The sequence below is a fragment of the Nocardia sp. NPDC051570 genome (assembly GCF_044454005.1).
Taxonomy (GTDB): Bacteria; Actinomycetota; Actinomycetes; order Mycobacteriales; family Mycobacteriaceae; genus Nocardia.
The window spans coordinates 219,487-240,094 of record NZ_JBITDI010000008.1; the positions used below are offsets into that span (position 1 = coordinate 219,487).

A 20,608-nucleotide genomic window follows, 5' to 3' on the forward strand; every position below is an offset into this window, starting at 1 on the left:
ACGCGCCGCGCTCCCACGCGACTGTAGTGCGCGACCGTCACGCACCCACTATGGTCCCTATCCTGCTGCGCGGCGCCCGAGTCGGAAAATCGGCCGGTTACCAACGCTTATAGAGAATCTATCCGTTTCCGCTCCGTCGTACAGCGTTGCCGGCGTCGAACTCTCGACGCCGGCAACTTCGATGGTCACTTCGCCGGAACCAGCACCAACTTCTCCGCGCGCGGCGCGGGGATGACGATCCTGGTCTCCCCGGCGATGGCGCCGAGAGCGGCGGCGTGCATTCCCTCGAGAACCGGTTCGGTCTCCACCGGAACCTCGGTGCGGCGTTCGGCCGGTTCGCGGCGGATATCGCCGTCGGCATCGGCCATGGCCGCGCCGACATCGATCAGCACCCGCGATAACGGCATGTCCAGGGCCTGGCAGATGGCGGCCAGCAGTTCGCTGGATGCCTCCTTGCGGCCGCGTTCGACCTCGGACAGATATCCCAGGCTCACCCGGGCCGAGGTCGACACCTCACGCAGAGTCCGGCTCTGGGCGATCCGAGCACGCCGCAGACTTTCCCCTATGGCCTCTCGCAGCAGCGTCATCTCGTTCTCCTTACGTACTCATCCGCCGGACCGAGCGTATGCAGTGACAACGTCACACGCCGCCTGGTTGGTTCCCGACCGCGGCGCCCGGTGCCCGGCTGCCGCCGAGACTCCGGAGAAGTTCGGTGACCGCCGCGCGAACCGCCGCCATCCTGATCGTCCACCGGTCTCCCGGCAGTTTCAACCGCATCACCTCGGTGCCCTCGGGTCCGGCCAGGCCGAGGTAGACCGTGCCGACCGGGTGTCCATCCTGCGGATCGGGGCCCGCGACACCGGTCAGACCCACGCCGTGATCGGCCCGGCAGACCGTGCGCGCGCCCACGGCCAACTGCTCGGCGGTGCTCGCCGCGACCGGGCCGTCGAGGGCCAATGTGTGTTCGCTCACCTTCGCGAGACTGTGTTTGAGATCGGTGGCGTAGACGATCAGACCGCCGCGCAGTACCGCGCTCGCACCGGGCACGCCCGCGATGGTCGCCGCCAGCAGGCCCGCGGTGAGCGATTCCGCCGTAGCCATGGTCGTGCCGGACGCCCGCAGCAGCGCGACCAGTTCCGCCGCGGGAACGGTTGCGGCCAGCGGATCGGTCATGACCGCTTGACCGGCCCCGACCACAACCGGGCCGCCTGCACGACGTAGTCGAGCCCGGTGACCACGGTCAATACGACCGCCACGTACATCAACCAGATGCCCGCGGTGGCGAACGCCCCCGACAGCGGCAGCAGCAGCACGCCGATCGCCAGCGATTGCACCAGGGTCTTCACCTTCCCGCCGCGGCCGGCCGGGATCACACCGCGCCGGACCACGACCAGCCGCAGCAGCGTCACCCCGACCTCGCGCGCGCAGATGACCAGCGTGATCCACCAGGCCAGATCGCCCAGCGCCGACAGCCCGATCAGCGCCGCGCCGATCAGTGCCTTGTCCGCGATCGGATCGGCGAGCTTGCCGAAATCGGTGACCAGGCCGTACTTGCGGGCCAGCTGTCCGTCGATGCGATCGGTGATGGCGGCCGCGCCGAACAGCACGGTCGCGCCGAGCCGCCACCCGGTGTCGTGGCCGCCCGCGGCGAACAGCGCCAGCAGGAACAGCGGCACGATCAGAATACGCAACACCGTCAGGATGTTCGCGATGTTCATCAGCGGCACAGCCGAGGGCTCCACCGTGCGCGCGGCCTGCGCGGGGACCAGATTCGCTCGCGCTCTCGCGGCGTCCACCCAGGCGCGATCCATGTCATCGCTCTGCACGCTCACCGGCACCCCCCAACGGTTTCGGCCACGCTGTGCCCCATGGCGCCGACCCGGGCACGGGTGGGCGATCGGACGGGCTGGGTGTGCGGCACTCCACCAGACTATCGGTACCGGGGCCGACTACTGTGCACCCCATGACAACACGGGTACCGCACAGTGATTCGATCGGCGGCTCCGAGATGAGCACTCCGATCGTGCGACGTGCCCGGACCTCGGATGTGCCCGCCATCAAGGAGCTCGTCGACCGCTACTCCGGCAAGATCCTGCTGGAGAAGAACCTGGTCACCCTCTACGAATCGGTGCAGGAATTCTGGGTCGCCGAATCGCATGGACAACTGGTCGGCTGCGGCGCCCTGCATGTGCTGTGGGCGGATCTGGGCGAGGTGCGCACGGTGGCCGTCCTGCCCGAGGTGAAGGGTCAGGGCATCGGGCGGCTGATCGTGGACCAGTTGGTCACGATCGCGCGCGAACTACAGCTGCGGCGGCTGTTCGTGCTTACCTTCGAGATCGACTTCTTCGGCAGGCACGGCTTCGTGGAGATCGAGGGCACCCCGGTCACCGCGGAGGTGTTCGCCGAGATGTGCCGGTCCTACGACACCGGCGTCGCGGAGTTCCTGGACCTGAGTTATGTCAAGCCGAACACCCTCGGCAATACTCGAATGCTGTTGACCCTCTAAGCCGTTCCGGGAGTCGTTCATGCCGCTGTTCGCCGTTCACTACACCTATGCCGAATCCCAGGCCGCGGGCCGCGACGAGTATCGCCCCGAGCATCGGGCGTGGCTGTCGGATCTGGTGGCGCAGGGCGTCGTGCTGACCAGCGGGCCGTATCCGGACGGTTCGGGCGCGCTGATCGTGTTCGGCGCCGAGGACGCCGCGGCGATGGATACGCTGCTGGCGACCGATCCGTTCGCGCGGCACGGGCTGATCGAGACGGTGCGGTGCGTGGAGTGGCTGCCGGTGCTGGGCGCCTTCGCGCAGTGAATCGGTTTCGGCCGGAATCAAATACGATGCGCCCGGGCACGGCACTGTGCCAGAGTCGGTCGTCATGTCCGACTACCGCGATCTGAACCGCGCCAACTGGGACGAGCATGCGCCGCTGCACGCCGCCTCGCCGGATTACGCCTTCGAACGATTCCGCACCGATCCGTCGTTCCTGAGCGATGTCGTGCGCTTCGACCTGCCCCGGCTCGGCGATATCCGCGGGCTGCGCGGGGTACATCTGCAGTGCCACCTCGGCACCGACACCGTCTCACTGGCCCGGCTCGGCGCGACGATGACCGGACTGGACTTCTCCCCCGCCGCGCTGAAGAGCGCCCGCGAACTGGCCGAACAGATCGGCGCCGCAGTCGATTTCGTGGAGGCCGACGTCTACGACGCGGTCGAGGCGCTCGGCGGCGAACGCTTCGATCTGGTCTTCACCGGCATCGGGGCGCTGTGCTGGCTGCCCAGTATCGAACGCTGGGCGCGCACGGTCGCCGGGCTGCTGCGCCCGGGCGGGCGGCTGTTCCTGCGCGAGGACCATCCGATGGCGGCGACCCTCGACGAGACGCAGACCGATCGGTTCGTGATCGGCTATCCCTACTTCGAGACGCCCGAGCCGATGGTGTTCAACGACGCGGGAACCTACGTCGAGACCGAGCGCGAGGCGCCCGCGATGACCACGCACGAGTGGAATCACGGTCTGGGCGAGATCGTTTCGGCGCTGCTGGACGCCGGACTCGTACTCACCGGCCTGGTCGAGCACGACTGCGCCGCGTGGGCCCGGCTGCCCGACCGCATGGTGCGCGGCGAGGACGGCGAATACCGGCTGCGCGAGCATGGCGAGCGCATCCCGTTCACCTTCACCCTGCAGGCCCGCAAGCCCTGAGACCCCCGCCCGTGAGAGAGACTGCGGGCATGAGTCTTTCGGCGCATCTGGAACAACTCGGCCGCCCGCTGGTCGATCGGCAGCTGGAACATCCGACCGTCCTCGGCATCGCGCGGGGCGAGTTACCCGATCCGGTCTTCCGCTCCTGGCTCGAGCAGGACTACCTGTTCCTGCTCGACTATGTGCGGGTGTTCTCCCGGCTCGCCTGGCAGGCGCCCGCGGCACATCTGGGCGATCTGGTCGACCTCGCCCACGCCACTTACCACGACGAGCTGTCGCTGCACCGCGGTCTCGCGGCCGAATTCGACGCCGATCTCGACGGCGCCACCAAGGGCGCGCCGTGCGCTGCTTACACGGCCTTCCTCTTGGACTCCGCCGCCGACTACGCCGACGGGCTCGCCGCGCTCTATCCCTGCATGTGGGGCTATTCGACGCTCGGGCGGATTCTGGCCGAGAATCCCCCCGCGGACCCGCGCTACCGGCGCTGGATCGACACCTATGCCGATCGCGGATTCGCCGCCCTGACCCGCCGCTGCGCCCAGATGCTCGACGAGGTCGACGCCGATCCGGCCCGCGCCGAACGCCATTTCCTCGAGGGCATGCGGCATGAACTCGCCTTCTGGGATGTCCCCCGATAGGATGCGGGCCATATACAACCAGTTGCATATGCGAGGTGGGAAGAATGCATCCATTCCGGGAAGCTGTCGAGGCGCGCGATGAGTCGGCAATCGAGCAGCTACTGGCCGAGGACGTCGTATTCACCAGCCCGGTGGCCTTCAAGCCCTATCCGGGCAAGGCCATCACCGCGGCGATCCTGCGCGGGGTGATGCGGGTATTCGAGGACTTCCGCTACATCCGGGAGATCGCCGATCCGAACGGCCGCGATATCGCGCTGGTCTTCGAGACGACCGTTGCGGGCAAGCGCGTGACCGGCTGCGATTTCATACATATGAACGACGACGGCAAGGTCGACGATCTGATGGTGATGGTCCGCCCGCTGTCGGCCGCCACCGCCCTGTCCGAGGCCATGGGCGCGCAATTCGACCGCATCCAGCGCGAGGCCACCGAACATTTGCGGCGCTAGCGTCCGATTTCACATTGCAGCAAACATCGGTCCGATTTACTCTCGAGGCGAACGCCAAGCTGAACAACCTTCGAGCCAACCTCTAGCAAACGCTGTGAGCCGGCTAACCGACACGAGGTGGTACTCCTTGACGGACAGTCGATCGATGTATCGAACCTGGTGGCGCGACCGGGTCGATTATCGCTGGCTGGTCGAGACCATGGAATCCTTCGGCGCACTGGGCAGATTCAAGTTCATGCTGGGCGCCGGCGGCATAGTGATGCTGCTGATCGCCGTGCTGGCCTCGGTGGCACAGGGCGATGTCGGGGGGCGCGCGGAGACGATCCAGGGGATCGTCGAGGCCGTCGTGGCCGGGGCGTGGACCGTGCGCTGGTGGTTTCTGCCGTGGCCGCGCGAGGCCGAATCGCTGATGTGGATCGCGATCTTCGATATCGACACCGCCGCCAACGATCTGCTGGTCCGCGACCGGGTCATCGGGGTGCTGGGCGTCGTGCTGCTGATGGCGATAGGCGGCTATGTCACGGTGTTCCACGGGCCGCGCATCCTGGCGCTGCATATCGGGTGGTCGGTGCTGACGTCCGTGGCGCTGGCGACCCTGATCGCCACCGGGCAGCTGCCCACGCGCCCGCCCGCCGAACATTGGCAGCAGAACGTCGCCCTCGGCGTCGACATCGTGCTGGTGATGGTCGTCGTGGTGGGGGTGATCCTGCCGTTCGTGCAGTTCTGTCACTGGCTGCTGCGGATCAACGCCCTGTCGGATCCGCTGACCGGACTGCTGAATCGCCGCGGCCTGGACTCCTATGTCTCCCCGCGCATCGACCGCTGGTCGCACCGCTCGGCCTACGTCGCCACCCTGGATCTGGACAGCTTCAAAGCCGTGAACGACACCTTCGGCCATCCCTTCGGCGATGAGGTCCTCATCCGCACGGCCCGGCGCCTGCGCGCGGCGGTCGAGGCCGACGCACTGCTCGCCCGCACCGGCGGCGAGGAGTTCGTGGTCGTCGGCTATCTGCGCGAGGATCCCGAGGCCGTGGCCCAGCGGCTGCGCCGGGCGATCGAGACCATGCCCGAGCTGCCCATCACCATCACCGCCAGCGTCGGCCTGGCCGTCCTCGACGCCACCGACCCCCCGACCGAATACACCGACATCGCCTACCGCGCCCTGCTGCGCGATTCCGATTCCGCGATGTATCGAGCAAAACACCTGGGCGGCAACACCATCGTGATCGCCGATCGGGAGCGGCCGGTCCCGATCATGGCGACCTTCACCGAGGACCATGCCGAGATGTCCGGCCCGCGGGGGCGTTGACTGCGTTAGCTTGGAAACCATGAACGAGGGCCTACGGTTCGTGTCGTCGGTCGACGAGCTCGACGCGCTGCCGCTGATGTCGGTGATCATGGCCGTCAAGCCATCTCGGGCGGTCTTCCAGAAGTGGCGCGACCGGGACGGCCGGATGCCGAAGTGGGTGCGGATGAAGGGCGATATGCCCTACACCGCCGAGGAGCTGTGCATCGGCATGTTCCCGCTGACCGCGCCGCAGCAGTCCCGGTTCGTCGTGCTCTACGACCCCGCGGTGCACGGCGATCCGAGCGAGTGGGAGTCCGCCGCGGTGCAGGCCTGATGGATCGGCGGGCGGCCTGGGATCGCTTTCGGGCACAACGCGTCGCGCGGCTGGCCACGGTCGGCGGCGATGGGCAGCCGCATCTGGTCCCCGTCACCTTCGCCACCGATCCGGCGGCATTCGACCATCCTGTCGTGGTGATCGCGATCGACCACAAACCCAAGACAACCCACGCGCTGCGGCGACTGCGCAATATCGCCGAGAACAACCGGGTTTCGATACTCGCCGACGAATACGACGAGCAGTGGTCTCGGCTGTGGTGGGTCCGATTGGACGGCGCCGCCAGGGTTTTCGCGGCCGGGCCGGAGCATGAGGCCGCAATCGGCTGGCTGACAATGAAATACGATCAATACCGGCAAATACCGCCCACGGGCCCGGTGATTCGGATCGAGGCCACCGCGATACGCGGCTGGTCCTACGTAGGCTGACGCGCATTTGGAAATGCAGCTTTTCATACTTCCAGATGGAAGTATCAATCCATCTGCCACGGCTGTCAACACTCATCTTGGATGCAAACAACTTATTGACTGATACGGTATGTAACTGTTAGTTTCGGACATCCGGTCCCTTTCAGCCGGTAGTCCAAAACCGAATGCAGGCGCGGCAGCGCCGTCGCGAACCTGGATTCAGAAAACATCAACAGGTGAGTCGCATGAGTTATGGAAACTCTCTTCGCCAAGACATACACAACGACGCCATCACTCCCCTCATAGGGATCTACGATATGTACTCCGCCTCGCTGGCATCCCAGCACTTCGGCGGAATGTTCGTATCGGGCTTCGGCTTCGCGGCCTCGTACTACGGCCTGCCCGATATCGGATTCATCGCCTGGCCCGACATCGTCGACTTCGTTCAACGACTCCGGCTGGCCTTCCCGCATCAGCATCTGCTGGTGGACATCGACGACGGCTATGTCGACACCGAGGTCGCCTGCCACGTCATCACACATCTGGAACGCATCGGCGCGTCCGGCGTGATCCTCGAGGATCAGAAGCGTCCGCGCCGCTGCGGCCACGTCTCCGGTAAGCAGATCCTCCCCTTGGACGAGTACCTGGAGAAGCTCAACCTGGTACTCGAGACTCGGTCGGATCTGGTCGTGGTGGCGCGCACCGACGCCACCGAGGAATCCGACATTCTGTATCGGGCGGCGGCCATGGCCGATACCGAGGCCGATGTGCTGCTGGTCGACGGCGTCCGCAGCGTCGAATGGATTCGCAAGGTACGCAAGGTAGTCGGCGACAAGCCGCTGCTGTTCAATCAGATCGCCGGCGGGCTCTCGCCCCGACTGTCGCTGCCCGAACTGCAGGATCTCGGCGTGAATGTCGCGATCTACTCCACACCGTGCCTGTTCGCCGCCCACACGGCGATCACCGACGCGCTGACGCAATTGCGCGCCGATGAGGGACGGCTGCCCGAATTCGATGATTCCAGTATCGGTGTGGCGGCCTCGCTCTCGATGCTCGAGCGCAATATGGCCCGGCATCGAAAGGTCAGGCTCGCCGCCTGACCTACGCACCGGAGTCGCTGGTTCCGGCCGATCGACATTGCCCTGGATGTCGACCGGTTCACGGCGATCGGTGATCCTACGGATGCCCCGGACATATGTGCCGGGGCATCCGTCGCATGGGCTGTCGTCGGCCTGACAAATCCTGATGAAGAAGAAAGACGTAAGACCGATGACCGATGATTCGACCACGCCCGCGGACGATGCGGGCGACAAGGGTATCGATCGCCGAATGCTGTTCGGCGGTGGATTGATCGGCGCGGCCGCCGCTGCGGCGGTCGGGGGTGGATTGATCGGCGCGAAGGCCAGCGCAGCCACCTCCGTGCCACTCCCGTCGGAGAACGATGTGGCGACCCATCTCAACCAGGCCGACCACCTGTTCAAACTGACCGCCACGCCGCCGAAGACCTTCGACGGCGGCCAGCTGCAGGGGGCCGACGAGCAGACGTTCCCCATTCTGCGCGGACAGCACGGGTCGGTGTATCTGGTCCGTTTGGAGGTGGGTGGCTTCCGCGAACCGCACTGGCATCCCACCGCGTGGGAACTGAACTTCGTGATGTCCGGCACCGCGAGATGGACTCTGCTGGGAACCCATCCCGACGGCACCTACAGCAACGCGACCTTCGTCGCCGAACAAGGTGATCTGGTCTTCGCACCGCAGGGACATCTGCACTACTTCGAAAACGCCCGCACCGACGCGCCTTTGGAGACCCTGGTCTTCTTCAATTCCAGCGCGGTCGAACCCTATGACGACATCGGCATCGTGGCCTCGTTCAACGCCATGCCGCGCGACGTGCTCGCCGCCGCGTTCGGCGTGCCCGAATCGGCCTTCGCGGCCATTCCGACCGATATCAAACCGATCGTGATCGGACGCCGCCGATAGTCCACTCCCCGTTGCCCTCCCACGGATGACGCCCTCCCGGCGGTACGCTCTCGCTGTTGTCGGCCGATGAAGTCCCGGCGCACAGAAAGGGCCAGCCGATGCCGGAGGATTCGACTGAACACCCCGACGAGGGCGGTAAGGGTATCGATCGCCGGATGGTGCTCGGTGGCGCGGCGGTGGCCGCGGCCGCGGTCGGCGGCGGATTGATCGGTGCGAAGGCGAGTTCGGCGCCGGCACCGATGCCGATGCCGAGCGAGGGCGATATGGAGACCCACCTCGACCAGTCGTCGCATCTGTTCAAACTCACCGCCGCGGACCGGTCGAACTACGACGGCGGCTATCTGCAGGGGGCCAACGAGCATACGTTCCCGATCCTGCGCGGGCAGCGCGGCTCGGTGTATTTCGTCCGGCTGGAGGTCGGCGGCTTCCGCGAACCGCACTGGCATCCCACCGCCTGGGAGCTGAACTACGTGATCTCCGGCACCGCGAAATGGTCGATCCTCGGCACCCATCCCGACGGCGCCTATCACAACGCCGTCTTCGAGGCCGGGCAGGGCGATCTGGTGTTCGCGCCACAGGGCCATCTGCACTACTTCGAGAACGCCCGCACCGACGCACCTCTGGACGTGCTGGTGATCTTCAATTCCAGCGCGGGCGAACCCTATGACGACATCGGCATCGTGGCCTCGTTCAACGCCATGCCGCGCGACGTGCTCGCCGCCGCGTTCGGCGTGCCCGAATCGGCCTTCGGCGCCATCCCGACCGACATCAAACCGATCGTGATCGGGCGGCGGAAGTAACTACTCCACGTCGTCGGCATCATCGGGCGGTGGCTCGTCGGTCCCGCCGCCGCGGATCGAATACAGCACCCCGGCCAGCTCATCCGGTTTCACCAGCACGTCGCGCGCCTTGGAACCCTCACTGGGGCCGACGATTCCGCGCGTCTCCATGAGATCCATGAGCCGCCCGGCCTTGGCGAAGCCGACCCGCAGCTTGCGCTGCAGCATCGACGTCGAGCCGAACTGCGAGGTCACCACGAGCTCCACGGCCTGCACCAGCACATCCAGATCGTCGCCGATATCCGGATCGATATCCTTGGCCTCACCGGCCTTCGCGGCAGTCACGCCCTCCTGATACTGCGGCTCGGCCTGGTTCTTGGTGAATTCGACGACGCGCGAGATCTCCTCATCGGAGATGTACGCGCCCTGCAGACGGGTCGGTTTGGAGGCGCCCATCGGCAGGAACAGCCCGTCGCCCATGCCGATCAGCTTCTCCGCGCCCGGCTGGTCCAGGATGACGCGGGAGTCGGTCAGCGAGGAGGTGGCGAAGGCGAGCCGGGACGGGACATTGGTCTTGATCAGGCCGGTAACCACGTCGACCGACGGCCGCTGGGTCGCCAGGACCAGGTGAATACCCGCGGCGCGGGCCTTCTGGGTGATGCGCACGATCGCGTCCTCGACGTCACGGGGCGCGGTCATCATCAGATCGGCCAACTCGTCGACGATGGCGAGGATATAGGGATAGGGCCGATAGATCCGCTCGCTGCCCAGCGGCGTAGTGATCTGGCCGGACTTGACCTTCTTGTTGAAATCGTCGATGTGGCGGACCTTGCTGGCCTGCATATCCTGATAGCGCTGCTCCATCTCCTCCACCAGCCAGGCCAGCGCGGCGGCCGCCTTCTTCGGCTGGGTGATGATGGGCGTGATCAGATGCGGAATGCCCTCGTACGGCGTGAGTTCCACCATCTTGGGATCGATGAGGATCATCCGCACCTCATCGGGCGTGGCCCGCTGCAGCAGCGAGACCAGCATCGAGTTCACGAAACTCGACTTACCCGAACCGGTGGAACCGGCCACCAGCAGATGCGGCATCTTCGCCAGATTGGCGCTGACGAAATCGCCCTCGATGTTCTTGCCGAGGCCGATCACCAAGGGGTGGTGGTCGTTTCGCGTCGATGAGGCCTTGAGCACATCGGCGAGGCGGACCATCTCGCGGTCGGCGTTGGGCACCTCGATGCCGACGGCGGATTTGCCCGGGATCGGGGCCAGCAGCCGGACGTTCTCCGTCGCAACGGCATACGCGATATTGCGGGCCAGCGCGGTGATCTTCTCGACCTTCACACCGGGGCCGAGTTCGACCTCGTAGCGGGTGACCGTCGGGCCGCGCACGAAGCCGGTGACCGCGGCGTCGATCTTGAACTGCACCAATACCTCGGTGATCGCCTCGATCATCGATTCGTTGGCGGCGCTGCGCTTCTTGGGCGGATCGCCGTCGATCAGCAGCGACAGCGGGGGTAGGTGGTAGTCGCCCTCGACCTCGCGCTCGGTGACGAATTCGAGTTGCTGCGGCGGGGGCGGTTCGGGGGTCTGGTCGACGACCTTGGGGGCCTTCTTGGGTTTCGCCTTGGGCGCGGGCTTTTCGGGCTCCGGGGCGATGATCTCCTTGGCCTCGCGCAGCGGCGGCTCGCCGATCACCTCGGTCACCGCATCGGAGCCGCCGAATTCGTCGGTGGGGTAGTTCTCCTGCGGGGTGCGGCCGCGCTTACGCGTCTTGCGATGTGCCGGGAAGCCGTCGTCGTCATAGGTTTCCGGGTCGTAGCGGCCGTATTGCCCGTCGTAGGAGTCGTATTCGTCGCCGCCGCTCGCGGTGCCGAACAGTTCTCGCAGCCGCTCGGGAACCTCGCGCACGGTGGTTCCGGTCACCAGCAGCAGGCCGAATGCCATGGTGAGCAACAACAGTGGCACCGCCAGCCAGGAGGTCAGGCCGTCGCGCAGCGGGCCGCCCACGACGTAGCCGACGAAGCCCGCGGCATGCGCGCGATCGTCCTGATCGGTCGGCGCGCCCGCGGCGATATGCCACAGGCCCAGCGCGGGCAGACCCAGCAGCAGGCCGCCCAGCACGAGCCGGGGCCGGATCTCCGGATGCGGTTCAGTGCGCATGAGTACCACGGCGATGCCCACCGCCACGAAAGGCAGTGCGGCCGAGGCGGATCCGGATATCCAGCGCACCGCGGTATCGACCGCGTGCCCGATCGGGCCGCCCGCCGACAACCAGACCGCGGCCGCGATGACCGCGCTGAAGGCGATGAGCACCAACGCGATTCCGTCACGCCGATGTCCGTGTTCGATCTCACCAGCGCGGCTCAGGGTGCGGGTGGTCGCGCCCACGCCGCGCGCGAGCATGTTCCACCCGTTGCCGACGCCCCGGGTGAATACGGCCAGCGGGGCGGTGTTCGACCGGCGCCGCGGCGCGGGCCGACGCGCCGGAGTGGTCCGCGCGCGGGGCGTCGAACGCGTCCGGGAGCCACCGGAACGAGACCGCACCGGAGCCCGCCCCCGGGTCGATCCCGCCCGCGAACTCGACGTCGTGGTGCCGCGGGACTTACCTGCCATGCCCCTCAGGCTAGCCGCAACCGCCCCATCCAGACCATCCGCAACACCCACACCAGGACCATCGGGGGTGTGATCCCCGTCGGCTTCGCCGCCGGGGAACAGAGAGAAAGAGCGCGGGAACAGAGAGAAAGGGCGCAGGGACAGCAAGAAGGGTGCGGGAACTGAAGACGGGCACCGGGAACTGAAGACGGGCACGGGGAACAGAGAGAAGGCGCGAGGAACAGAGAGACAAGGGCATGAGGAACTGGAGAACGGGCAGGGTATGGGCCCACTTCCCCGCTCAGTCAGCGAAATTCGCGCGATGGCTCCGCAACGGGGCGATGACTTCTACGATGTATGTGCATGTCCCATCCCCAGGTTGGTGCGGTTCCCATGAACGACGAAGACGTCCGAGCGGGTCAGGCGAAACCGAGCATCGCCAGGACCTACAGCTATCTGCTCGGGGATCGCGACTACTATGCGGTCGATCAGGAGGTCGGGCAGTACTTCATGGACTCCCTGCCCGGGTCCGTCCGCATTGCCACCACGGCCCGTCGCGCGGTGGAGCGTGCCGTTCGCGAGATCTCCCATGACGGGGTGCGGCAGTTCGTCGACTTCGGTTGCGGCCTGCCCACCGTCGACAATGTGCACCAGATCGCCCAGCGGGAGGATCCCGATTCCCGGGTGGTCTACGTCGACAACGATCCGATCGTGGTCGTACACGCCGCGGCGACGATGGGCACCGACGAGCAGACCATCGTGATCCAGGGCGATGTGCGCGAGCCGGAGTCGATCTACGACAACGCCGATATCCGGGCGCTGCTCGACTTCGACCGGCCGGTCGGGCTGCTGTTCAGCGCGGTCCTCGGCTTCGTCAACGACGATGAGGATCCGTACGGGGTGATGCGGTTCTGGGTCGAGCGCATCGCGCCCGGCAGCCGGGTCTACATCTCGCATTTCCGCTCCGGCTACAACGACGAGACCCGGGCCACCGAGCAGAAGCTGCAGGGCACCTGGGGACGCGGTCGCTGGCGCAGCGATGCCGAGATCATCAAGCTGTTCTCCGGCCTCGACATCCTCGTGCCGGGCCTGGTGCCGTGCGCGCAGTGGCGACCCGAATCGGGTGACCCGAACGACATCACGTCCTGGGAGCAGTTGGTCGTCTCGGGCCTGGCCGCGAAGGTCTAGACGCTGCGGTCGGCCGCGAATACGGCCCGCACGTCCTCGTCCGAACCGGCGGCATCCAGGCGAACCTCGTTGCGCCCGAACGCGTGCAGCAGTAGCTCCGAGGGCTTGCCGGTCAGCACCACGGCGTCACCGCCGACATTGTGCGCGGTGACGCGCTTACCGTCGGGCGTCGACAGCACCAGGCTCACCGGCGATTTGCGATAGGCCATCTTGGCCATGCGCCGCAGCACATTCCACAGCCGCGCCTCGTCCTCGGCGCTCAGTTCCCGTGGCTCCCAATCGGGTTGGCCGCGGCGCACGTCCTCGTGGTGGATGTACATCTCGGGCAGATTGACGACCGCGTCGACCGGGCGCAGCGGCGACCACCACGGCGGACCTGTCCGAATCTGTTCCAGCAGTTCGGGGAACGGCTTGCGCGCCGTCGAATTCTGGACCGAATCGGTATATCCCGCAAGAGGTTTCAACAGGATGCCGGGCGATGCGTCGGGTCTGCGCTCGCGCACCACCAGATGTGCGGCCAGATCGCGCACCGTCCACGACCCGCACAGGGTGGATGCGTCCGGACCGATCGCGGTCATGGTCACCACCAGTGCGCGGCGTTCCCGCTGAGCCATACTCATCAGCCGAGGGTAACTGCCCTGCCCCGGCTTCGCCGGGGCAGGGACTGGGGGAGTCCGGGCGGGACCGGAGGAACCCGGAGGGCCGGAGCCCCTACACCCCGATGACGGTCGGGACGATCATCGGGCGGCGACGGTAGACGTCGGCGACCCAGCGGCCGACGACTCGCCGAACGCCCTGGGCGATGCGGTGGGTATCGGTGACACCCTCTCCGGCCAGGCGGATGAGTTCGGCCTCGACCAGTTCCTGAGCGCCGGTCAGGGCCTCCGGATCATCGGAGAAGCCGCGACCGGACACCTCCGGCGGGCTGACCGCCTTACCGGTGGTGGCGTCGACGACGATCGTGATGGCAATGAAACCGCCCTCACCCAGGATCAACCGATCCGACAGCGTCGACTCACCGACATCGCCGACCGACAGGCCGTCGACATAGACCTGGCCGACCGGGAAGCGGCCGACGATCGAGGCGAGGCCGTCGACCAGGTCGACCACCACGCCGTCCTCGGCGAGCATCACGCGATCCTCGGGCACACCGGTGGCGACCGCGAGCGCCCCATTGGCCCGCAGATGCCGCCATTCGCCGTGCACCGGCATGGCATTGGTCGGCCGCACCGCGTTGTACAGATACAGCAGCTCACCGGCCGAGGCATGGCCGGACACATGGACCTTCGCGCTCTGCTGGGTCACCACGGTGGCGCCGAGCCGGGCCAGGCCGTTGACGACCGCGAAAACCGCGTTCTCATTGCCCGGGATCAGCGAGGAGGCCAGCACCACGAGATCGTCGGCGCGAATGTTGATCTGGCGGTGATCGCCGCGCGCCATCCGCGACAGCGCCGAGAGCGGCTCGCCCTGTGAGCCGGTCGAGATCAGCACGAGTTTGTGCACCGGCAGATTGGCCGCCTGATCGATATCGACCACCAACCCGTCGGGCAGGTTCAGATAACCCAGGTCCTGCGCGATCTGCATATTGCGGACCATCGAGCGCCCGACGAAGCAGACCCGGCGGTTGTGGCTCGCGGCCACGTCCACGACCTGCTGAATGCGATGCACGTGACTGGCGAACGAGGCCACGATGACCCGGCCCTTCGCCTTGCCGATGACGTTGTCGAGCACCGGCCCGATCTCACGCTCGGGCGTGACGAAGCCCGGCACCTCGGCATTGGTCGAATCGACCAGGAACAGATCCACACCCTCATCGCCGAGCCGGGAGAATCCGGCCAGGTCGGTAAGGCGCCCGTCGAGCGGCAGCTGATCGAGTTTGATATCGCCGGTGTGCAGCACCAGACCGGCCGGGGTGCGCACGGCCACCGCGAGGGCGTCCGGAATCGAGTGGTTGACCGCGAAGTACTCGCATTCGAACGGACCGTGGGTGGTCTTCTCACCCTCGGTGACCTCGATCAGCTTGGGCTGCAGGCGATGTTCGCGGCATTTCGCGGCCACCAGCGCGAGGGTGAACTTCGAACCGATGACCGGAATGTCGGGCCGATGACGCAGCAGGAACGGCACCGCGCCGATATGGTCCTCGTGGCCGTGGGTCAGCACGACCGCGGCGACCTCGTCCATCCGGTCCTCGATGGCACGGAAGTCGGGCAGGATCAGGTCGACGCCGGGCTGCTGATCCTCCGGGAACAGCACGCCGCAGTCGATGATCAGCAACTTGCCGTCGAATTCGAATACGGTCATGTTGCGGCCGATTTCGCCGATGCCGCCGAGGGCGAACACCCGCAGGCCGTTGCGCGGCAACTTCGGCGGCAGGCCCATGGCATGCGGATCGGCGGCCACCGGCCGCGGCTCGGACTGTTCGGAGCGGGTGCGGCCGTTGGGCCGCCCGCGGCCGCGCCGGTTGCGGTCGCCGCGACCCGAATCCTGTTGCGCGGCAGCACGTTCCGGCTCACGTCTCGGCTGGGCCGGGGGCGCCGCCGGGGCCTGTTCCGCCGCGCGGACCGTTCGTTCGGCCTCGCGGGCGCTCTGTTTCGCCTGTTGTGCGGCCACCTTCGCTTGTTCGGCCGCCTCGATGGAGGGGGCGGGCGCCGGTGCACCCGCCGCCCTGTTGGAGGCGCGCCTGCGGACACGTCGATTGTTCACTGGATCATTACTCATAGGTTCGGTCATGCGATCACTCCGGCCGCTTCCAGATCGGCGATGATGGCGTGCAATTGCTCGGTATCGGGCAGCAGCTGCGGCAGTCTCGGCGCGCCCACCTCGATCCCGAGCGCGCGCAGCGCACCCTTGGTCAGTGCCACGCCGCCGACCCGGGCCATCGCGCGCATGAGCGGCAACATCGAGGCGTTGATATCCCGGGCGCGGACGACATCGCCCGCGAGGTAGGCCTCGCGCAGCTGGACCAGGCGCTCGGGCACGAGGTGGCCGATGACGCTGACGAATCCGACCGCGCCGACCGACAGCCAGGGCAGGTTCAGCACATCGTCACCGGAGTAGTACTCGAGTCCGGTCTCGGCGATGATCTCCGCGCCCGCGCCCAGATCGCCCTTGGCGTCCTTGACCGCGACGATGCGCGGATGCTCGGCCAGGCGGCGCAGGGTCTCCGGGGCGATCGGCACGACCGAGCGCGCCGGAATGTCGTAGAGGGTGACCGGCAGATCGGTCGCATCGGCCACGGCGGTGAAGTGCGCGAGCAGACCCTCCTGCGAGGGGCGCGAGTAGTACGGGGTCACCACGAGCAGGCCGTGCGCGCCCGCGCGCTGCGCGTTGCGGGCCAGCTCGATGCTGTGCGCGGTGTCGTAGGTGCCGGCGCCCGCGATGACGGTCGCGCGGGAGCCGACGGCATCGACGACCGCGTGCAGCAGGTCGAACTTCTCCGATTCGGTGGTGGTCGGCGATTCGCCGGTGGTCCCGGAGATCGCGAGCAGATCGACACCACGGTCGACCAGGCGGGTGGCCAGGGCGACGCCGGTTTCGACATCGAGCTTGCCCTCGGCGGTAAAGGGAGTCACCATCGCGACACCAACCGTGCCGGACGCGCGCAGCCCTGTTCGCGTCGATTCACCGTACGTCATGGTCAGAAAGGCTACCCGGTCGCCGAACGGCCGTTGAACCGTTGTCCGCCTAATGCCGTTGATGTCGCCCTGCCGGTTGCGTGATGTCAGAAATGACGTCACGCTGGTGTCATGGATTTGAACACCTATACCGCTCGCCTGCGCGAGGACCTGGTCGCGGCCGCCGCATTGGGCGATGAGAAGACCCAGGCCACCGCGGCCGCACTCGCCGCGGCCACCGAGAACGCCGCCCGGCTCACCCTGCTGGCCGCGCTGTCGGAGCTGGCCGCCGAGATCAGCACGACCCTGGGCGACCGGACCGTACACGTCTCGGTGGACGGCACCGATGCCCGAATCGACGTGCGCCCCAACGCCTCCGAGGAGCAGCATCACACTCCCACCTTCGAGGAGATGACCGGCGATATCAGCCGCGTCACACTGCGCCTGGTCGAGAACATGAAATCCCGCGCCGAGGAGGCGGCCGCCCAGAGCGGGCAGTCCCTGAACTCCTGGTTGTCGACCGCGGTCCAGGGCGCGCTGCGCGATCAGATGCGCCGGGGCGGGGCGGGCCGCTGCGATACGCCCTAATCCGACACCGTGACCGCGCCCTCGGTATCGATCTCGGTGCGGCGATCGTGATCCGGCGCATGGGCGAGCACCGTGGCGAGCACGCGCCGGCGTAGCGGCAGCACGCGCACGGTCACCGCACCGGTGTTCGCGGCATCCAATTCCCGTGTGGCGGCATCGATCACGCGCTGACGCACCCAGGGCGGGACACCCGCGAAACCGCCGTCGTCGAGCAGCACCACCTCGACGCCGCGCGCCCGGGCGCCACGCGCGGCGCCGCTGAGTTCGTCGGTGACCAGCTGGGGCGCGCGCAGGCCGTCGCGCAGTTCGGCCTCCAGCAGGCGGCACTCCTCGCGCTCGACGACCGACAGCGCCGCGCCCTCGGCGATGCGCTCCAGGATGGGCCGCGCGACCCGGTCGAGGCGGGCCAGCTGCCGAATGCGTTCGCCGTCGGCGGCGGCCATGGTCGCCTCGGCGGCCGCACGGATCGTCGCCTCCTCGCGCAGCCGGCGCAGCGAATGCTGGGTCGGGCGCATGATGAGCGCGAATGCCGAGATCGCCACGACCGTGCCGATCGGCACGATGGGCGCCACGATCGTGCTCGCCGACTGCCCGGTCCGCGCACCCCAGATCGCGATGACCCCGGCGACACCGGCCACGCCGAGCCAGGCCCAGCCCATCCGCCCGCGCAGCACCAGCACCGCGAGTACATAGGAAGAGGCGAAGGTCGTCCACAGAACGTGGTGCGCGCGTTCGGAACTCAGGCCGGACATGGTCAGCGCCGCGGCCACGGGCGCGGAGGCGGCCACGAACGCGGTCACCGTCAGCGGCAGCGGATCGACCGGAACGACCAGCACCAGCGCGCCGGCGGTGCCCAGCACCGCGAGTCCGGTCAGCGCGGCGGCGGGCGGCGCGGAGGCCAGATTGCCGACCATATAGAGCGCGATGGTCAGTTCCAGGATCACCAGGAACAGCCACGCCATGCCGCCGCGCAGACCGAGCAGATCACGAAAGCCGAAGCGGGGGTCGGTATCCGAGAACGGATCAGTGTGAGCCATCGCCGCCCCACACCAGGGTCACCGTCGTCCCCTCGCCCGGTTGTGATTCGACGAATCCCGCGCCGCCGGACAACTGCCGCATGCGACCCAGAATGCTGACCGAGATGCCGAGCCGATCGGCAGACACATGCCGCACATCGAATCCCGCACCGTCGTCGGAGAATACGAGCCGAATACTGCCCGCGCTGATGGTGCAGGTGACCGTGCGATGCACGATCCGCCCGGGCACCGCGGCGTGGCGCAGGCTGTTGCGGACCGCCTCGCCGAGTGCGGAGGCGAGCGTCGCGGCGACATGGACCGGCATGCGCAGATCGTCGAAGCCGGGCCAGGTGCGGGTGGCGAAGCGAATGCTCGGATTGATCTCGTGCACAGCCGATCTCAGGAAGATGACCGCGGCGCGGGCGTCGAGCACATCGGGTTCGTGTGCCTCCACGCGGATCTCGTCGAGCTGGTCGAGGGTGCGCTCGGCCTGGCGGCGCAGCACCTCGGAACTCTCACCGCCGCGCGAGGCGTCCAGCAGTGTGGACAGCACGGCGTCGTGGATGAGCGCCGCGAACCGGGCCCGTTCGTGATCGCGCGCCGCGGCGGCCGCGGCGGCCGCCGCGCGGCGACTGGCGATCGCGGATTCGCGATCCACATGTGCCGCCGCGCCCAGCGCGCTGGTCGCGCACCACAGGAACAGCGCCGACAAGCCGAAGATGCGCGCGAACGCGGCCAGCACCGAGGCCGCGGTGAAGTCCTCGATCAGATAGATATTGGTCAGCGCCGCCGCCGCGGAACTCATCACGAGATAGGCGATCGAGGCATGCCGCGACCAGGCCATGGCCGCGGCGACCACACCCAGCGGCACCAACCGGTACAGCCAGACCGCCGTGGCGTCGATGGTGTGCAGATGTAAGGCGAACGGCGTAGTGGCCAGGGCGGCAAGGTAACTCAGCGCGGTGAATCCGGCCACCATGCGGACCCAGCGGATCGCGGACCCGACCGAGACCGTGGCGAGCACCGGGAAGAGTCCGAACATCAACGCGACGGCCGCGGGCGTCCACCAGGCGGCCGCCGCCTGGCCCTGACCGGTGATCTCGGGCAGATCGACCAGCCCCATGATCACGCCGCCGATGCCCACCGACAGCCCGAGCCGCCGAATGATGCGATCGAACGCCACCGCGCTCATATCCTGCTCCACCGTAGACCGACCTCGCCACCACGCCGTCATGCGTGGTAGCGGTCCCGATCGGGACAGCGGAGTCTCCAACGCGTCGACGGTGATCACGACAGCGCCTCACCCGGCACTGCCGCGTCGGCCGCACCCATCGCGCGCTCGCTCATACGCGTGGCGTGCGCTCGGGCACCGGTAGCCACCCATCCTCGACGGCCCGTTTGTACAGGTCGGTCTTGGTGGGGGCGGGGCGGCCCGCATCGGCGTACTTCTGCCGGATACGGCCCAGATAATCGTTGACGGTCTGTTCGGACAGACCGGTCAGCCGCGCCACCCGAGAGGCCTTCTCGCCGGAGGCGTAGAGCGTGAGCACCTCCTGCTGACGCGGGCTCAGGCCGACGTCGGACAGCTGCGGATCGCTATCGATCGCGGCCGCCCAGTCGGTGGTCACCACCAGTTCACCCGAGGCCGCGGCGCGCACGGCCGACACCACGGTCTGCACATCCTCGGATTTGCGGACCACCCCGAGCACGCCGGCCTTGGCGGCCGCGCGCACCAGGAACGGATTGTCGGCGCCGGTGAACACCAGCACTTCGAGGCCTCGCTGGCGCAGCGCACGCACGTTGTCCTCGGGGCTGGAACCGTCGGCGAGCCGCAGATCGAGCACCACCAGATCCAATTCCGGTGCGGTCGAAAGCAATTCGCCCACGGTGCCCGCGGTGATGAGCAGTTCGAGGTCGGGCTCGGGGGCCAGCATGGTGGCCAGGCCGAGCGCGACGGACTCATGGTCCTCGACAAGCCCGATTCGGGCATGTCTCGACGTCCCCTGCTGTGTCGCCTCCACGGCGCAGTCACCTCTTCCCAA

23 protein-coding genes are annotated in these 20,608 nt (G+C 67.5%); 13 read left to right on the plus strand and 10 right to left on the minus strand.

The genetic code is table 11. The features are described 5' to 3' along the window. Window positions 1-185: 185 nt before the first annotated feature. The 3 genes from ACIA76_RS21985 to pgsA are packed head-to-tail and all read right to left on the minus strand — an operon-like array spanning window position 186 to window position 1,838. The gene (locus ACIA76_RS21985; RefSeq protein ID WP_397153699.1) at window positions 186-587 is read right to left on the minus strand and encodes a helix-turn-helix domain-containing protein; all 402 of its coding nucleotides are present in this window, start codon (window positions 585-587) and stop codon (window positions 186-188) included. A gap of 52 nt (window positions 588-639) precedes the next feature. After that, complete coding sequence (locus ACIA76_RS21990) at window positions 640-1,173, minus strand: CinA family protein (protein WP_397153700.1); 534 nt, start codon at window positions 1,171-1,173, stop codon at window positions 640-642. After that, on the minus strand, window positions 1,170-1,838 hold the full coding sequence (gene pgsA / locus ACIA76_RS21995) for a CDP-diacylglycerol--glycerol-3-phosphate 3-phosphatidyltransferase (protein WP_397153701.1): 669 nt from the start codon (window positions 1,836-1,838) through the stop codon (window positions 1,170-1,172). The genes ACIA76_RS21990 and pgsA overlap by 4 nt, the downstream gene beginning before the upstream one ends. A gap of 125 nt (window positions 1,839-1,963) precedes the next feature. Between pgsA and ACIA76_RS22000 the strand changes: the two genes are divergently transcribed. The 11 genes from ACIA76_RS22000 (at window position 1,964) to ACIA76_RS22050 (ending at window position 9,589) form a co-directional block, all read left to right on the plus strand. After that, on the plus strand, window positions 1,964-2,506 hold the full coding sequence (locus ACIA76_RS22000; RefSeq protein WP_397153702.1) for an amino-acid N-acetyltransferase: 543 nt from the start codon (window positions 1,964-1,966) through the stop codon (window positions 2,504-2,506). Window positions 2,507-2,525: 19 nt separating this feature from the next. Next, the gene (locus tag ACIA76_RS22005) at window positions 2,526-2,810 is read left to right on the plus strand and encodes a YciI family protein (protein WP_397153703.1); all 285 of its coding nucleotides are present in this window, start codon (window positions 2,526-2,528) and stop codon (window positions 2,808-2,810) included. Window positions 2,811-2,874: 64 nt separating this feature from the next. After that, window positions 2,875-3,696 carry a class I SAM-dependent methyltransferase gene (locus ACIA76_RS22010; protein WP_397153704.1) on the plus strand — a complete coding sequence of 274 codons (822 nt, stop codon included), beginning with the start codon at window positions 2,875-2,877 and terminating at the stop codon, window positions 3,694-3,696. Window positions 3,697-3,725: 29 nt separating this feature from the next. Next, window positions 3,726-4,334 carry a TenA family protein gene (locus ACIA76_RS22015; protein ID WP_397153705.1) on the plus strand — a complete coding sequence of 203 codons (609 nt, stop codon included), beginning with the start codon at window positions 3,726-3,728 and terminating at the stop codon, window positions 4,332-4,334. Window positions 4,335-4,378: 44 nt separating this feature from the next. Next, on the plus strand, window positions 4,379-4,780 hold the full coding sequence (locus ACIA76_RS22020; RefSeq protein WP_397153706.1) for a nuclear transport factor 2 family protein: 402 nt from the start codon (window positions 4,379-4,381) through the stop codon (window positions 4,778-4,780). Window positions 4,781-4,907: 127 nt separating this feature from the next. Beyond that, window positions 4,908-6,089, plus strand: coding sequence for a diguanylate cyclase domain-containing protein (locus tag ACIA76_RS22025; RefSeq protein ID WP_397153707.1), 1,182 nt, complete (start codon window positions 4,908-4,910; stop codon window positions 6,087-6,089). Window positions 6,090-6,108: 19 nt separating this feature from the next. Continuing rightward, window positions 6,109-6,402, plus strand: a complete 294-nt coding sequence (locus tag ACIA76_RS22030) for a hypothetical protein (RefSeq protein WP_397153708.1) — start codon at window positions 6,109-6,111, stop codon at window positions 6,400-6,402. Continuing rightward, entirely contained in the window at window positions 6,402-6,830 is a 429-nt protein-coding gene (locus ACIA76_RS22035) for a TIGR03668 family PPOX class F420-dependent oxidoreductase (protein ID WP_397153709.1), read from the plus strand. The genes ACIA76_RS22030 and ACIA76_RS22035 overlap by 1 nt, the downstream gene beginning before the upstream one ends. Before the next feature lie 224 nt (window positions 6,831-7,054). Beyond that, a complete protein-coding gene (locus ACIA76_RS22040) occupies window positions 7,055-7,909 on the plus strand; it encodes an oxaloacetate decarboxylase (RefSeq protein WP_397153710.1) in 855 nt (284 codons plus the stop codon). A 169-nt stretch (window positions 7,910-8,078) separates the two neighbouring features. Beyond that, window positions 8,079-8,789 (plus strand): cupin domain-containing protein, encoded by a 711-nt coding sequence (locus ACIA76_RS22045; RefSeq protein WP_397153711.1) that lies wholly within the window; start codon window positions 8,079-8,081, stop codon window positions 8,787-8,789. Window positions 8,790-8,887: 98 nt separating this feature from the next. Beyond that, a complete protein-coding gene (locus ACIA76_RS22050; protein ID WP_397153712.1) occupies window positions 8,888-9,589 on the plus strand; it encodes a cupin domain-containing protein in 702 nt (233 codons plus the stop codon). On the opposite strand, the gene ACIA76_RS22055 is transcribed toward ACIA76_RS22050, so the two are convergent. Further along, on the minus strand, window positions 9,590-12,181 hold the full coding sequence (locus tag ACIA76_RS22055; protein ID WP_397153713.1) for a DNA translocase FtsK 4TM domain-containing protein: 2,592 nt from the start codon (window positions 12,179-12,181) through the stop codon (window positions 9,590-9,592). A 372-nt stretch (window positions 12,182-12,553) separates the two neighbouring features. Here ACIA76_RS22055 and ACIA76_RS22060 point away from each other — a divergent pair, with 372 nt between their 5' ends. Further along, window positions 12,554-13,348 carry an SAM-dependent methyltransferase gene (locus tag ACIA76_RS22060; RefSeq protein WP_397153714.1) on the plus strand — a complete coding sequence of 265 codons (795 nt, stop codon included), beginning with the start codon at window positions 12,554-12,556 and terminating at the stop codon, window positions 13,346-13,348. On the opposite strand, the gene ACIA76_RS22065 is transcribed toward ACIA76_RS22060, so the two are convergent. The 3 genes from ACIA76_RS22065 to dapA all read right to left on the minus strand — a co-directional run bounded on the left by ACIA76_RS22065 (window position 13,345) and on the right by dapA (window position 16,983). Then, entirely contained in the window at window positions 13,345-13,968 is a 624-nt protein-coding gene (locus ACIA76_RS22065) for a TIGR03085 family metal-binding protein (protein ID WP_397153715.1), read from the minus strand. The two genes, ACIA76_RS22060 and ACIA76_RS22065, sit on opposite strands and share 4 nt — an antisense overlap. A 91-nt stretch (window positions 13,969-14,059) precedes the next feature. Further along, the gene (locus tag ACIA76_RS22070; protein WP_397153716.1) at window positions 14,060-16,051 is read right to left on the minus strand and encodes a ribonuclease J; all 1,992 of its coding nucleotides are present in this window, start codon (window positions 16,049-16,051) and stop codon (window positions 14,060-14,062) included. Window positions 16,052-16,074: 23 nt separating this feature from the next. Continuing rightward, window positions 16,075-16,983 (minus strand): 4-hydroxy-tetrahydrodipicolinate synthase, encoded by a 909-nt coding sequence (gene dapA, locus ACIA76_RS22075; protein WP_397153717.1) that lies wholly within the window; start codon window positions 16,981-16,983, stop codon window positions 16,075-16,077. A gap of 111 nt (window positions 16,984-17,094) precedes the next feature. Between dapA and ACIA76_RS22080 the strand changes: the two genes are divergently transcribed. Beyond that, complete coding sequence (locus tag ACIA76_RS22080; RefSeq protein WP_397153718.1) at window positions 17,095-17,550, plus strand: hypothetical protein; 456 nt, start codon at window positions 17,095-17,097, stop codon at window positions 17,548-17,550. Here the strand turns inward: ACIA76_RS22080 and ACIA76_RS22085 are convergent. The 3 genes from ACIA76_RS22085 to ACIA76_RS22095 all read right to left on the minus strand — a co-directional run bounded on the left by ACIA76_RS22085 (window position 17,547) and on the right by ACIA76_RS22095 (window position 20,587). Next, complete coding sequence (locus ACIA76_RS22085; RefSeq protein WP_397153719.1) at window positions 17,547-18,587, minus strand: hypothetical protein; 1,041 nt, start codon at window positions 18,585-18,587, stop codon at window positions 17,547-17,549. The two genes, ACIA76_RS22080 and ACIA76_RS22085, sit on opposite strands and share 4 nt — an antisense overlap. Continuing rightward, window positions 18,574-19,758, minus strand: a complete 1,185-nt coding sequence (locus ACIA76_RS22090; RefSeq protein WP_397153720.1) for a sensor histidine kinase — start codon at window positions 19,756-19,758, stop codon at window positions 18,574-18,576. The genes ACIA76_RS22085 and ACIA76_RS22090 overlap by 14 nt, the downstream gene beginning before the upstream one ends. A 151-nt stretch (window positions 19,759-19,909) precedes the next feature. After that, window positions 19,910-20,587 (minus strand): LuxR C-terminal-related transcriptional regulator, encoded by a 678-nt coding sequence (locus ACIA76_RS22095; protein WP_397153721.1) that lies wholly within the window; start codon window positions 20,585-20,587, stop codon window positions 19,910-19,912. Between the last annotated feature and the right edge of the window lie 21 nt (window positions 20,588-20,608).

Excerpts from the sequence above, each read along its gene's own strand:
- ACIA76_RS21985 (WP_397153699.1), bottom strand. The coding sequence starts at position 587 with ATGACGCTGCTGCGAGAGGCCATAGGGGAAAGTCTGCGGCGTGCTCGG.
- ACIA76_RS21990 (WP_397153700.1), bottom strand. The coding sequence starts at position 1,173 with ATGACCGATCCGCTGGCCGCAACCGTTCCCGCGGCGGAACTGGTCGCG.
- ACIA76_RS22000 (WP_397153702.1), top strand. The coding sequence starts at position 1,964 with ATGACAACACGGGTACCGCACAGTGATTCGATCGGCGGCTCCGAGATG.
- ACIA76_RS22005 (WP_397153703.1), top strand. The coding sequence starts at position 2,526 with ATGCCGCTGTTCGCCGTTCACTACACCTATGCCGAATCCCAGGCCGCG.
- ACIA76_RS22010 (WP_397153704.1), top strand. The coding sequence starts at position 2,875 with ATGTCCGACTACCGCGATCTGAACCGCGCCAACTGGGACGAGCATGCG.
- ACIA76_RS22015 (WP_397153705.1), top strand. The coding sequence starts at position 3,726 with ATGAGTCTTTCGGCGCATCTGGAACAACTCGGCCGCCCGCTGGTCGAT.
- ACIA76_RS22020 (WP_397153706.1), top strand. The coding sequence starts at position 4,379 with ATGCATCCATTCCGGGAAGCTGTCGAGGCGCGCGATGAGTCGGCAATC.
- ACIA76_RS22030 (WP_397153708.1), top strand. The coding sequence starts at position 6,109 with ATGAACGAGGGCCTACGGTTCGTGTCGTCGGTCGACGAGCTCGACGCG.
- ACIA76_RS22035 (WP_397153709.1), top strand. The coding sequence starts at position 6,402 with ATGGATCGGCGGGCGGCCTGGGATCGCTTTCGGGCACAACGCGTCGCG.
- ACIA76_RS22040 (WP_397153710.1), top strand. The coding sequence starts at position 7,055 with ATGAGTTATGGAAACTCTCTTCGCCAAGACATACACAACGACGCCATC.
- ACIA76_RS22045 (WP_397153711.1), top strand. The coding sequence starts at position 8,079 with ATGACCGATGATTCGACCACGCCCGCGGACGATGCGGGCGACAAGGGT.
- ACIA76_RS22050 (WP_397153712.1), top strand. The coding sequence starts at position 8,888 with ATGCCGGAGGATTCGACTGAACACCCCGACGAGGGCGGTAAGGGTATC.
- ACIA76_RS22055 (WP_397153713.1), bottom strand. The coding sequence starts at position 12,181 with ATGGCAGGTAAGTCCCGCGGCACCACGACGTCGAGTTCGCGGGCGGGA.
- ACIA76_RS22060 (WP_397153714.1), top strand. The coding sequence starts at position 12,554 with ATGAACGACGAAGACGTCCGAGCGGGTCAGGCGAAACCGAGCATCGCC.
- ACIA76_RS22065 (WP_397153715.1), bottom strand. The coding sequence starts at position 13,968 with ATGAGTATGGCTCAGCGGGAACGCCGCGCACTGGTGGTGACCATGACC.
- dapA (WP_397153717.1), bottom strand. The coding sequence starts at position 16,983 with ATGACGTACGGTGAATCGACGCGAACAGGGCTGCGCGCGTCCGGCACG.
- ACIA76_RS22080 (WP_397153718.1), top strand. The coding sequence starts at position 17,095 with ATGGATTTGAACACCTATACCGCTCGCCTGCGCGAGGACCTGGTCGCG.
- ACIA76_RS22085 (WP_397153719.1), bottom strand. The coding sequence starts at position 18,587 with ATGGCTCACACTGATCCGTTCTCGGATACCGACCCCCGCTTCGGCTTT.
- ACIA76_RS22090 (WP_397153720.1), bottom strand. The coding sequence starts at position 19,758 with ATGAGCGCGGTGGCGTTCGATCGCATCATTCGGCGGCTCGGGCTGTCG.